Raw genomic sequence first — 12,463 nt, 5'->3', positions numbered from 1 at the left:
CCCGGCGGGGCGGGTCTTCTCGTTCGCCTCTGGACGCTGGCGGAGGAGTGCAGTTCCAGCCGCCGCGCCGGAGGAGTCGCCTTTCAGCCGCGTGCCGGAGGCATCCTCTCTCCAGCCACGTGCCGGAGGATCAGTGCCGGCCCTCGGCGAGTTCCTCCACGAGCTTGGCGCAGAACGCCGGCAGGTCGTCCGGCTTGCGGCTGGTCACCAGGCCGTTGTCGACGTGACACTCCTCGTCGACCCAGTGCGCGCCCGCGTTCGACAGGTCGGTGCGCAGGCTGGGCCAGGAGGTGACGGTGCGCCCCTTCACCACGTCGGCGTCGATCAGCGTCCACGGCGCGTGGCAGATCGCCCCGACCGGCTTGCCGGCGTCGAAGAACGCCCGGACGAACCGGACCGCGTCCGGGCTCGCCCGCAGGGCGTCCGGGTTGGCCACCCCGCCGGGCAGCACCAGGCCGTCGTAGGCCGCCGGGTCCGCCTCGGCCACGGTCGTGTCGACGTCGTACGTCCCGGACTTGTCCAGGTGGCTGAAGGCCTGGATCCGGCCGCCCTCCAGGGAGACCAGCTCGGCCCGGCCGCCGGCCGCCTCGACCGCCTGCCGGGGTCGGGTGTACTCGACCTCCTCCACGCCATCGGTGGCCAGGAACGCGATGCGCTTGCCCTGCAACGTCGCGGTCATTCGCTTCTCCTCTCAGGAATCGGGGGGATATGCGGCGAGAACCTTTCGGTCGCATCCCGTCAAAAAGACGTTCCCGGTACGCCAGGTGCCAAACCCGCCGTACGGCCACCGCCGGGTCGCGGCGCCCGGCAGGACCAGGTTTGCCCGGCCGGGCACCGGGGACCCGCGCCACATGGCGACAGACGCAGCGGAACAGCGCCGGTTGGCCTCGGTGGTGGAGAGCTGGCTCGGCAGGGGCGTACTGGTGGTCGGCGACGCGATGCTGGACGAATGGCGGTTCGCCGAGTCGGACCGGCTCTGCCGGGAGGCGCCGGCGCCGGTGTTGACCCTGCGCCGTCGGCTGACCGCAGCCGGTGGCGCCGCGAACACCGCCGTCAACCTCACCGCGCTGGGCGGCCGGGCAGCACTGGTCGCCCCGGTCGGCGCGGACGTGGCCGGTGACGAACTGCACGACTGCCTGGACCGGGCCGGTGTCTGGGACCGCACGATCAGCCAGCCCGGTCGGCCGACCCCGGTGAAGCGTCGACTGCTCGCCGCCGACCAGATCCTGCTCCGCGAGGATGAGGGCGACGCCGACGAGACGTTGCCCGACGAGGGCGTACGCCGGATGCTCAACGCGCTCGCCCGGGCGACCGAGGAGTTGCGGGCGGACCGGGACGGCCAGCCACCGACCCTGGTGGTCTGCGACTACGGCCTGGGTGCGCTACCCGAGGCGGTACGGAGCTGGCTGGTCCGGCACCGCGACTCCTTCGCCACCGTCGCCCTGGACGCGCACGACCTGGCCTACTGGCGTGGGCTCGCCCCGACCGTGGTGACCCCGAGCTTCGCCGAGGCGACCCGGCTGCTCAACGAGGCGGTCTCGGCCGGCCCGGCCAGCCCGGCCTCGGCGGTCGCCGGCACCCGGGTCAGCGTCGCCGAGGACGGCAGCACGGTGGCGACCGGCGGAAAGGCCGACGCCACAGGCGGAAAGGGCGACGCCGACAGCGGAAGGGGCGACGGCGCGGACGCCGGCAAGGATGCCGACGGTGGCCCGGCCAGGGGACCCGGCGCCGGCATCGCCGGTCGGCCGGCTCCGGCGGACGCCGGCAAGGATGCCGACGGTGGCCCGCTCAGGAGACCCGGCGCCGGCATCGCCGGTCGGCCGGCTCCGGCGGTCGCCGCCGGTGGCACCGAGGAAGGCGGCCGGGACGGCGACGGCCCCGCCGCGCCGGAGGGTACGCCGCCGGGCAGCGGCGACGGCGGAGGTCCGGTCGGCGGGGACGGCCTCACGGTGACCAGTGACGAGATCGGGGTCTCCGGCGACGACATCGTGGTGGCCGGTGACGAGACGTCGAGTGCCGCCGGTGGGCGTCCGGTCGCGGCCGGCGGCGCCAGCCGGGCGCTGGTCGCCCAGGCCCGCCTCGCCGAGTTGCGGGAACGCACCGGTGCGGACGTGGTGGCGGTGACCCTGGACGCCGAGGGCGCGGTGGTGGGCGGGGCCGACGGGCGGTCCCGGCGCAGCCACGCGACTCCGGTACCGGCAAGTTACGCGGTCGGCGCCGGTGACGCGTACCTGGCCGCGATGACGCTGGCGCTGGCCGCGAACGCCCCACTGCCGACCGCCGCCCAGTTGGCCCAGCTCGCCGCCACCACCACCGTCTCGGACACCGGCACCTGTGTCTGCCTGCGCGAGGACCTGCTCGCCGCACTCGGCTCGGCCGGCGACGAACCGCCCCGGATCGTGCTCGACCGGGACGCCCTGGTGGAACTCGTCGAGCGGCACCGGACCGAGGGGCGGGCCGTCGTCTTCACCAACGGCTGCTTCGACGTACTGCACCGGGGGCACGTGCGCTATCTCGACCAGGCACGCGATCTCGGCGACCTGCTGGTGGTGGCGGTCAACTCCGACGACAGCGTACGGCGACTCAAGGGCACGGACCGGCCGGTGAACCCGGTGGAGGACAGGGTGGCGGTACTCGCCGCGCTCTCCTGTGTGGACCATGTGGTGGTCTTCGAGGAGGACTCGCCGAGCGCGCTGATCGAGGCAATCCGCCCCGACGTGTACGTCAAGGGCGGCGACTACCCGCCGGACATGGTCCCGGAGGCACCCCTGGTACGCCGGCTCGGCGGCCAGGTCCGCACCCTCGGCTACGTACCCGACAAGTCCACCTCGGCGGTGATCGACCGGATCCGCTCACACGGCGAGGACCGGCGCCAGGCGGCGGCCGCCCGTCCCGGGGACGAGGCCGACCGGCGCCGCCTGCCCGACGGCGCCCAACGCCACTCGTCGCCCGACGGCGCCCAAGGCGCCTCGCCGCCCGACGGCACCCAGCGCCACTCGTCGCCCGACGGCGCCCCCGACGGCGCCCAGGGCGCCTCGCCGGACGGGAGCAGGGAGGCCGTTCCCGCTTCGGCGGACCCCGGCGGGACGGCGTCCGGGCCGAGCCGCCGGGCGTGAGCGCCGGGCCACATCGCGCCCAGGCTGGCGCGGCACCGAGGACGATCACCCGCCCGCTCGACCCCGGCAGCGCGGCGGACTTCCGTACGCCCCGTCTGCTGGACGTGCTGGTGCCGACCCGGAACCGCCCCGCCGAACTGGCGGTCACCCTGGCCGGGCTGGCCGCCCAGCGTCCCGCCGGGGCCGGCACGCAGGCCGCCGACCCCGACCCCGCCGGGCCGGAGGGGTCGGACGGGTTCGGGGTGGTGGTCAGCGACCAGTCCGACGGGGAACCCGGCTGGGCCGAACCCGCGGCGGCGGCGATGGTGCGGGTACTCCGGCACCGGGGCCATCCGGTGCTGCTCACCCGCCGGCTGCCCCGGCGGGGCCTGGCCGAGCACCGCGCCTACCTGCTGGCCGCCTCGGCGGCCCGGTACGTGCTCTTCCTCGACGACGACGTCTGGCTCGAACCCGGCAGCGTCGACCGACTGCTCACCGCGATCCGGGAACTCGGCTGCGGCTTCGTCGGCAACGCGGTGCACGGGCTCTCCTATCTGGACGACGTACGGCCGGAGACGCACCGGCACTACGCCGAGTGGGACGGTCCGCCGGAGCCGGAACGGCTCCGCCCCGGCACGCCGGAGTGGGACCGGGCACAGATCCACTCCGCCGCCAACCTGCTGCACGTCACGGAGGCGCGCCGGCTGCGGGCCGGGCAGTGGCGGGCGTACAAGGTCTCCTGGATCGGCGGCTGCGTGCTCTACGACCGGTTCCGGCTGCGCGCGGCGGGCGGGTTCGACTTCTGGACCCGGCTCGACCCCGGGCACCAGGGCGAGGACGTGGCCGCCCAGCTCGCCGTGATGGCCCGGTACGCCGGAGCCGGCGTCCTGCCCAGCGGGGCGTACCACCTGGAGGCGCCGACCACGGTGACCGAGCGGACCATGGAGGCCTGGGAGGTCACCGCCCGGTCAGATCGGCCACCGCCGCCAGCACCTCCACCACCGGTACGTCGGTGACGAAGGAGACCCGGTGCGGGCAGGCCGGCCCGCCGCCGCCCCGGGCCGGATAGATCTCCCGGCTACAGTCCCGGCCGCAGACCGGGCAGTTCAGGGTCCACGAGGCGATCGGCCGGTGCCGGCCGCGCAGCGGCGTCGCACAGTTGATCACGTTGCCGATCCAGAAGATGCCGACCGTCGGGGTGTCCAGCGCGGCGGCGACGTGCACCGGACCGGTGTCGTTGGCCACCACCACCTCGCAGCCGGCGTAGCAGCCGATCAGGCCGCCGAGCGAGAGTTCGCCGACCACCGAGCGGACCGGCCGGCGGGCCGCCGCCACCACCTGCCCGGCGAGGTCCCGCTCGTCCGGGGTACCGGTCACCAGCACCTCGTAGCCGTCGTCGACGAGTTGGTCGGCGACCTCGGCGAAACGCTCCGGCGGCCAGCGGCGACGCGGATCGCTCGCCCCGGGGTGCAGGGCGATCCGGGGGTGCACCGGCTCGCCCAGCACCGTGCGCGCCTCGGTCAGGTCCGCCTCGGTGGCGACGAGCCGGGGCACCAGGCCGGTCGGGCTGGCGCCGACCAGGCCGGCGACCTCCAGGTAGCGGACCACCTCCGGCTGGTAGTAGACGTACCGGAGCCACCGGTCCAGCGGCGGCGCGTCCTCGCTGCGCAATCCGGCGGTCACCCGGGCACCGAGCCCGGCCACCAGCGGATTGGAGTTGGCACCGCCGCCGTGCATCTGGAGCGCGAGGTCGAACCGCTCCCGGCGGGCGGCGTCGAGGAACCGGTCCATCGACTCCGCCGACGCTGCCGGTTCGCCCGGCCCGGCCACCCGGATCCCGTGCGCGGGCGGCACCACCATCACCCGGTCGACCGGGCCGGGCCGGGCCCGGAGCAGGCGCTCGTGCCAGGGTGCGCCGATCAGCACGAGTTCGGCGTCCGGATAGCCGGCCCGCAGCGCGTCGAGCGCCGGCAGCGCGAAAATGAAGTCGCCGAGCGCGTTGGCCCGGAGTACGGCAATCCGCTCGACGTCGCCGACGAGGTCGCGCACCTTGCCGATCATCTGGTACGGGTCCGCTCAGCCCGTGAACCCGGGACCCGGGGTACCGGCGGCGGTGTCCGGCCGGTGCAGTTCCCGGTCGGCGGCCGGGTCCACGGCGGCGGGCTGGGTGCGGGCTCCGCTGGTACGCCCGGCGCGCTGGCCCGGGTCGTGGCGCCGGCCGCCGATGGTGATGGTCCGCCGGCCCGGCCGGGGCGCCTTCGGCAGCCTGACGGTGAGCAGACCGTGGTCCATCACGGCGTCGATCCGATCCGGGTCGACCGGCGCCGGCAGGTGCACCCGGTGCTCGAAGGCGCGGGCCTGCGATCCGCTGCCGACCATTCCGTGGTCGGCGTTGACCTCGGCCTCGGAGCGCGCCCGGATGCACAGCTCACGGTCGTCGAGTTCCAGGGCCACCTCCTCCGGGGCCACCCCGGGCAGCCGGGCCACCACCGTCCAGCCGTCGTCGCTCGGACTCAGCTCGACGTCCGGCTGCCCGCCCCGGCCGCCGACCAGCGCGGAGCCGACCAGCCGGCCGAGTTCCGCGCGGAGCGCCTGCAACTCACCGAGCGGATCCCAACCCCGGTCTCCGGTGCCACGTCCTGGCTCAGCCATGCCGCCGTGTTCCCTCCCGTCGTGTCCGCCACTCGTCGGAGTCACCGCCCGCCACCGGCCGGCGACACGGTCCCGGATACCCGTCCTCGGGCCGGGTCAACGCGTCCGGACCCGCGGTACTCGGCGCCCCGGCGGGCGTAGTCGCGCCGACCGGCCGCGACAGCCGGCGCGGCGCTCGCGGCGGCCGGCCGCCGCCACGTAGTCCTGGTTCCTGGCCGGGGTCCTGGCTCCTGACCGGTTGGCGATCCGGACCGACACCACGCGGATCGGCCGGTGGTCGCGGTCGTCGCCGCCACTCACCGCTTCTCGGGTCGGTCCGCGGACGCCGCAGCGGTCGTCTTGGGACGCAGCGAACTCGACGCGTTCAGGTCGGCCTCCGGGTCCACCCCGACGCCGAGCCGGTCCACCAGCTCGCCGCCGAGCCAGGCACCGAGCCCGGCACCGGCCACCGCCACCACCTCGATCGCGACCAGGGCACCGCCGGCCGCCCGGGTATCGGCGGCCAGCCGCACCGCCCAGACGGCGGCGAAGAGCAGCAGCACGGCGATGTTGGTCGAGGCGTGCGCCACCCCCACCCGCTTGGCCCGGGTCCCGGCCGGTACGGCCAGCAGGTCCACCGCGCCGGCCATCACCGCCAGTACCCCGCCGATCAGGCCGACCAGGATGTTCCAGTAGGCCAGCTCGCCGAGGAACGCCGGGCCGCCGGCCACGTCGATGATGTCGAAGATCGTGGCGGACACGAAGAGGGCGATCGGGAACATCACCAGCATCGGATGGACCGGGTGCCCGAGCACCTTGAGTCGGCTCTCCATCATCGTCGCCTCCCAGGCTCATGCGGATGCCGGCGCCGCAGCCGTCGTACCCACACACTCGTCATGCGTAGGTCGACACGTCCGCACGCTGCTGACGCCGTACCCGAATTGTCCGCCCGCAAACCCTCCGTACCGAGCTGTTCCGCTATTTCGGGGCTGAATGGTGGTACTGGCGGGCCCTCGGGTGCCGGGCCAGCGCCCGCCAGGCGGCGACCCACGGCCTGATCGACGTGTTGACCAGCAGTGATGTCCTCACGTTTGCTCGGCAAGGGCTATCAGTGCGCCGACGGCAGCATCAAGACGCCGTTCAAACGCCACCACCGGCACCGGCCACGACTGTCACGGCGGCAGCAGGCCGTCAAGGCGCGCCTGTCCGTATTCGGGTGAACGCCAGCGGCGCGAGGTCGCCGCGCTGAGGCGCACCATGATTTGGCGGCGCCCTCTAGGGTGATCGGGTGACACTGGGTGGGTATCGGCTCGGGGTCGATTTCGGTACCTCGTCGACGGTGGCGATGCTCGCGGGTCCGGACGGACGGGCGAGGCCGTTGCTGTTCGACGCGTCGCCGCTGCTGTCGTCCGGGGTGTACGCCGGCCCCGGTACCGGGCCGCTGCTCACCGGGACGGACGCCGAACGGGCCGCGTCGGCCCACCCCGCGGGCTTCGAGGCCAACCCGAAACGGCGGATCGACGACCACGTCATCTGGCTCGCCGAACGGGAAGTCACGGTCACCGACGCGATCGCCGCCGTGCTGACCCGAATCAGCGTCGAGGCACGCCGGGTCGCCGGCCGGCCACCGGACGCGGTGGTGCTCACCCACCCCGCCGGGTGGAGCCATACCCGGCTCGGCATCCTGGCCGCCTCCGCTGACCGGGCACAACTCGGCGACTGCTCCTTCGTCGCCGAACCGGTCGCCGCAGCCGCGTACTTCGCCCACGTCCTCGGCCGCGACCTGCCCGTCGGCCGCTGCCTCGTCGTCTACGACCTCGGTGCCGGCACCTGCGACGTCAGCATCGTCCGCCGCACCGCAGGCGGGCTGGAGGTGGTCGCCACCGCCGGGCTGGACGACGTCGGCGGCCTGGACCTCGACGCCGCCATCGTCACCCACGCCCGCTCACTGACCACCGCCGCCGGTGATGCCTGGGGACGGCTGGAGTGGCCGCGAACCCCCACCGACCAACGCGCCCACCAACAGTTGTGGCGCGACGCCCGTACCGCCAAGGAACAACTGTCCCGACACACCACCGCCGACCTGCACATCCCGCTGGTCGACACCGTCGTCCACGTGACCCGCGACGAATTCGAAACAGCGGCCCGCCCCCACCTCGACCGCACCGTCGACCTCACCGCCACACTGCTGCGCGACACCGGCCTACCCAGACAACACATCGCCGGCATCTTCCTCGTCGGCGGCTCCTCCCGGGTACCCCTCACCGCCTCCCTACTGCACCGCACCCTCCGCATCGCCCCCACCGCCCTCGACCACCCCGAACTCGTCGTCGCCGAAGGCGCCCTCCACACCCCAACCACCACCAGCACCCACCCGCCAACCAAACCCACCCCGCCAGCAGCAGCGGCACCGACACCCACCGAGCCGGTCCCGACACCCGCCACACCGACCCCGACGAACCCAGCACCCCCAGCCGACACCTCGACCACCGCCGGCGCCGATGCCCACCACATCGACCAGCCAACAGCAATCGATACCACCCCTGGCGATGCGACAGCGGAGCGCGGCAGCCTCGACGCCACCCCGGTCCGCTGGCCACGCTGGCCGCCCCGAACCCGCCGCGACAGGGCCACCATCGGCGGCACCGTTGCCCTGGTACTGGCCATCATCGCCACCACCGGGTTATGGCGCTTCCTGCCAACCGGGCCGGACTCATCCGGCGATCAACCGCGCGGCACCTTCATCTTCGCCGGTGCTGCTGAGCCGGATGACTTCGACCCGATCTTCAACTTCAACGAGGAGTCGCTCCGACCCATCCGGCAGATGTACGAAACCCTGGTCACCCACAAGCCGGGTACGGCGGAGCTGACCGGCGGCCTGGCCGAGAGCTGGGAGCACGACGCCGACGGCAAGGTCTGGACGTTCAAGCTGCGTAAGGGCGTGAAGTTCCACGACGGTACGCCCTTCAACGCGGCCGCGGTCTGCTTCAATTTCGAGCGCTGGTACAACATGAAGAGCCCCAGCGCCCAGGACCGGATGTTCCACTACAAGGACGTCTTCGACGGGTTCGCGAAGAACGAGGTCACGGACGTAGGCGACCCGGTCTACAAGAGCTGCGCGGCCAAGGACGATGCCACCGCGGTCCTCATCCTCAACAGGTACAGGGGCGCCTTCCCGGGTGCCTTCGCGCTCCCCGCGTTCTCCATCGCCAGCCCGGCGGCGCTGAAGAAGTACGCCGCCGACCCGGTAGAGGACGACGACCGCCTCAGTTACCGGCCCAGCCAGTTCGCCACCGCGAACCCGGTCGGCACCGGCCCGTTCGCCTTCGGTGGCTGGGACAAGGCCAAGAACGAGATCACGCTGAACCGCAACCCGGACTACTGGGGCGACAAGGCCAAGGTCGAAAAGGTAATCATCAGAGTCATCGAGGACGAGAGCACCCGTGAGCAAGAACTGCGAGCCGGCACCGTACATGGCATCGACTTCCCGGCCATGGCGGACCGCGAGGCGCTGGCCATCGAGGGCTTCCAGGTGCTCAACCGCCCGGCCTTCAACATCCTCTACCTCGGTATCAACCAGAGGAACAACCCGAAGCTGCAGGACCTGCGGGTACGGCAGGCGATCGCGTACGCGCTCGACCGCGAGCAGATGGTGCGAACCCTGGCCCCCGCCGGCTCCACGGTGGCCAGTCAGTTCATGCCGGACACCGTGCTCGGCCACGCGCCGGACGCGCAGAAGTACGAGTACGACCCGGACAGAGCCAAGCAGCTACTCAAGGAGGCCGGCGCCGAGGGGCTGACCCTCAACTTCTACTACCCGACGGACGTCTCCCGGGGGTACATGCCCAACCCGCGGGAGTCCTTCACCGCTCTCGCGAACGACCTGCGGGCCGTTGGCGTCAAGGTCAACGGTGTCCCACGGCCGTGGCACTACTTTCTGCAGGACGTGCGGGAGTCCGGCAAGCAGGACCTGCACCTCCTCGGCTGGATTGGTGAATACAGCGACCCGGGTCACTTCGTCGGGACGTTCTTCGGTCGGGACAGTGCCGAGTTCGGCGACCAGGCGATGACCGACATGTTCGGCGCCATCACCAAGGCCGACGGGACCGTTGACGAGGCCGCGAAGAAGACGGCCTGGGAGCAGGTCAACCGGGACATCGCCAGCAAGTGGCTGCCGGCCGTGCCGATCTGGCACGCACCGCAGGCGATCGTGGTGACCAAGGACGTTACGGGTCTGGTCGTCAGCCCGCTGAGAGACGAACGGTTCAACACGCTCTCCGTCACGGCCAAGTGACAACCAGCGACTGACGCCCGCGCCGACACCGGTCCCGAATAGGTGACTCCGCACACGTTCGGCAAGACCGTCGCCCCCTCGCCGATAGGAGGCCGACGCCGACCGCGCCGCCGCCCAGCTCGACCACGGGACCAAGGAGATCGTCAAGGAGCGCTACATCGTCAAGCCCACCCTCGTCCCGGACAGTTCTCACATACATGAACAGCTTGGCCCAAGTCAGGCGGCCACCGACCCTGAACGCCGAGGTCACGGGCCGCGTCGAGCCGCCGAACCCCTACCCGGACAGCAGCGCCGCACCAGCGGACATGTCGAACCTGATCGCCCACAGGCGTTTTTGGGGGGTTCGGGGGCCGATTCAAAACCACATAGACAAACATGAAGCCCCGACTGGCATTTCTGCTGGTCAGGGCCTCTTCTCTGAGCCGCCTGACGGAATCGAACCGTCGACCTACGCATTACGAGTGCGTCGCTCTGACCGACTGAGCTAAGGCGGCAACGCCGGCAAGTGTACGACACCGGGCGCCGACCCGGCTCGGGGGTTTCCCGGCGGTGTGCCCCGGGAGACGATCAGGCACCCGCCGAACCCGCCCCGGCCGGCCGAGGCGCTCCGCCGGATCCGGGCCGAGAGCCGCCGCACACCGCCCCGAACGGTCGGCAGGCGGACAGTGCGGTAACGGGCGCCCCGACTAGGCTTCCATCGATGACCGATCACCAGGCGCCGCCGATCCCGGCGCAGCCGGCGGCCCCACCCCGACCCGGCAGCCTCGATCCGCGCGAACTCGGCTTCACCCCGCAGCGCCCGGTGCCCTGGCTGGCGCCGCTGCTCCTGATCAGCACCGGGCTGCGTACCCTGCTGGCCCTGCTCTTCGGTGCGTACCTGGACAAGCGGGAGTTGCAGAACTCGCTGCCCGGCACGGTGACCCGGCAGGTCGGCCCGGACGGCGACCTGTGGCTGGACTTCGTGGCCGACCTCGGCGACGGGTTCAACGCCACCTACTCGGTCGCCTACCTGCTCACCCGCCCGGAGCTGGAGGTGGACGGGCACCGGCTGCCGCGTGGCCAGATGCTGCTGATGGGTGGCGACCAGGTCTATCCGACGGCCAGCGGCGAGGCGTACGAGAACCGGTGCAAGGGGCCCTACCAGGCGGCCATGCCGCAGCCGCCGGCCGACGGCCCGCCTCCGGTGCTCTACGCCGTCCCCGGCAACCACGACTGGTACGACGGCCTCACTGCGTTCCTGCGGCTCTTCGTCCGCTCCCGGGACGACAACGTCGGCGGCTGGCGTACCCCGCAGAGCCGGTCGTACTTCGCGGTCGGACTACCGGCCGACTGGTGGCTGTTCGGGCTGGACGGGCAGTCCGGGGTCTACCTCGACGACCCGCAACTGCGCTACTTCGAGGAGGCGGCGAAGAAGCTCACCGCCGAGTCGAAGGTGATCATCGCGGTGCCGGAACCGAGCTGGGTCAAGGCCGTCGACAAGCCCCACGAGTACGACACCATCGACTACTTCATCCGTACCGTGGTCGCGCCGACCGGCGCCCGGGTGCGGCTGCTGCTCTCCGGCGACCTGCACCACTACGCCCGGTACACCGGACCGGACCGCGACCTGGTCACCTGCGGTGGCGGCGGCGCCTACCTCTATCCCACCCACAAGTTGCCGGCCCGGATCGAGGTGCCGCCGAAAGACACCCTGGTCCGGCGGGCCAGCACCAGCCAGTCGTACGAGTTGGCCGGCCGCTATCCGGACGCGGCCCGGTCCCGGCGGTACGGCTGGGGCATCTTCGGCCGGCTCCCGCTGCGCAACCCGGGCTTCACCACCCTGCTCGGCGGGCTGCACACGCTGCTGATGCTGGCCATGGCCGGGGTGGTGGCGCCGCGCTCCGAGGCGACAGCCCAGCGGCTGTTCAGCATCCCGCTCGCCATCATGTTGATCGTCACGCTGGTCGGTGCGGTCTTCTTCGCCAAGCCGCCCAGTGCCAGCGGCAAACGGCACGCCCGGCACTGGATCCTCGGGCTCTGTCACGGGTTCGCCCACATCGGGCTGGCCGCCGCCGGCACCTGGCTCTGGCTCCAGCTCTTCTTCCACGCCTGGCCGTGGCCGCTGCCGGTGGTCGCGGCGGCGGTGGTCTACGGGCCGATCGCCGGCCTGGTGGCCAGCCAGCTCACCGCGCTGTATCTGCTGGTGGCCGGCTCGTTCGGGGTCAACCTCAACGAACTCTTCGCCGGTCAGGGCATCGAGGACGCGAAGAGCTTCCTCCGGCTGCACATCGCCGCCGACGGCACGCTCACCGGCTATCCGGTCGCGGTGGACAGGATCTGCCGGCGCTGGCGGGCCGACCCGGACGGCGCCCCGGACGCCGCCTGGCTCACACCGGGCCAGCCACTGCCGTTCCGGCTCGCCGAACCGCCGTTCACGCTCCGCTGACCCGGCCGGCCGGCGGGA

At 72.5% G+C, this 12,463-nt stretch carries 7 protein-coding genes, 1 tRNA gene and 2 pseudogenes; 5 read left to right on the top strand and 5 right to left on the bottom strand.

The annotated features are described in order from the left end of the window. Positions 1-130 precede the first annotated feature (130 nt). Positions 131-679, bottom strand: coding sequence for a type 1 glutamine amidotransferase domain-containing protein (locus ACQEVC_RS11885; RefSeq protein ID WP_346257116.1), 549 nt, complete (start codon positions 677-679; stop codon positions 131-133). Positions 680-851: 172 nt separating this feature from the next. On the opposite strand from ACQEVC_RS11885, the pseudogene rfaE2 reads away from it, so the two are divergent. Together rfaE2 and ACQEVC_RS11875 are read left to right on the top strand one after the other, a co-directional pair. Further along, positions 852-2,861 (top strand): annotated as a pseudogene (gene rfaE2 / locus ACQEVC_RS11880) (D-glycero-beta-D-manno-heptose 1-phosphate adenylyltransferase); the annotation flags it as partial. A gap of 299 nt (positions 2,862-3,160) precedes the next feature. Continuing rightward, positions 3,161-4,111 (top strand): glycosyltransferase family 2 protein, encoded by a 951-nt coding sequence (locus ACQEVC_RS11875; protein WP_432891318.1) that lies wholly within the window; start codon positions 3,161-3,163, stop codon positions 4,109-4,111. On the opposite strand, the gene ACQEVC_RS11870 is transcribed toward ACQEVC_RS11875, so the two are convergent. The 3 genes from ACQEVC_RS11870 to ACQEVC_RS11860 form a co-directional block, all read right to left on the bottom strand. Beyond that, positions 4,053-5,156 carry a glycosyltransferase family 9 protein gene (locus ACQEVC_RS11870; RefSeq protein ID WP_432876243.1) on the bottom strand — a complete coding sequence of 368 codons (1,104 nt, stop codon included), beginning with the start codon at positions 5,154-5,156 and terminating at the stop codon, positions 4,053-4,055. The two genes, ACQEVC_RS11875 and ACQEVC_RS11870, sit on opposite strands and share 59 nt — an antisense overlap. A gap of 15 nt (positions 5,157-5,171) precedes the next feature. Then, positions 5,172-5,747 carry an Hsp20/alpha crystallin family protein gene (locus ACQEVC_RS11865; RefSeq protein WP_432876241.1) on the bottom strand — a complete coding sequence of 192 codons (576 nt, stop codon included), beginning with the start codon at positions 5,745-5,747 and terminating at the stop codon, positions 5,172-5,174. A 296-nt stretch (positions 5,748-6,043) separates the two neighbouring features. Then, on the bottom strand, positions 6,044-6,559 hold the full coding sequence (locus ACQEVC_RS11860; RefSeq protein ID WP_432891315.1) for a DUF2231 domain-containing protein: 516 nt from the start codon (positions 6,557-6,559) through the stop codon (positions 6,044-6,046). Between the two features lie 206 nt (positions 6,560-6,765). Here ACQEVC_RS11860 and ACQEVC_RS11855 point away from each other — a divergent pair. Then, a pseudogene (locus ACQEVC_RS11855) lies at positions 6,766-6,919 on the top strand (IS5/IS1182 family transposase); the annotation flags it as partial. A gap of 95 nt (positions 6,920-7,014) precedes the next feature. Continuing rightward, positions 7,015-10,020 (top strand): ABC transporter substrate-binding protein, encoded by a 3,006-nt coding sequence (locus ACQEVC_RS11850; protein ID WP_432876239.1) that lies wholly within the window; start codon positions 7,015-7,017, stop codon positions 10,018-10,020. 420 nt (positions 10,021-10,440) lie between these two features. On the opposite strand, the gene ACQEVC_RS11845 is transcribed toward ACQEVC_RS11850, so the two are convergent. After that, a tRNA-Thr gene (locus tag ACQEVC_RS11845) sits at positions 10,441-10,514 on the bottom strand. Between the two features lie 206 nt (positions 10,515-10,720). Between ACQEVC_RS11845 and ACQEVC_RS11840 the strand changes: the two genes are divergently transcribed. Continuing rightward, entirely contained in the window at positions 10,721-12,445 is a 1,725-nt protein-coding gene (locus ACQEVC_RS11840) for a metallophosphoesterase family protein (RefSeq protein ID WP_432876237.1), read from the top strand. The last annotated feature ends 18 nt before the right edge of the window (positions 12,446-12,463 follow it).

This window comes from Plantactinospora sp. CA-294935 (genome assembly GCF_050936445.1).
Taxonomy (GTDB): domain Bacteria; phylum Actinomycetota; class Actinomycetes; order Mycobacteriales; family Micromonosporaceae; genus Plantactinospora.
This window is presented reverse-complemented; position numbering and strand designations above follow the sequence as displayed.

Bases quoted from the DNA above. Each gene is read 5' to 3' on its own strand.
- ACQEVC_RS11885 (WP_346257116.1), bottom strand. From the start codon at position 679: ATGACCGCGACGTTGCAGGGCAAGCGCATCGCGTTCCTGGCCACCGAT.
- ACQEVC_RS11870 (WP_432876243.1), bottom strand. From the start codon at position 5,156: ATGATCGGCAAGGTGCGCGACCTCGTCGGCGACGTCGAGCGGATTGCC.
- ACQEVC_RS11865 (WP_432876241.1), bottom strand. From the start codon at position 5,747: ATGGCTGAGCCAGGACGTGGCACCGGAGACCGGGGTTGGGATCCGCTC.
- ACQEVC_RS11860 (WP_432891315.1), bottom strand. From the start codon at position 6,559: ATGGAGAGCCGACTCAAGGTGCTCGGGCACCCGGTCCATCCGATGCTG.
- ACQEVC_RS11840 (WP_432876237.1), top strand. From the start codon at position 10,721: ATGACCGATCACCAGGCGCCGCCGATCCCGGCGCAGCCGGCGGCCCCA.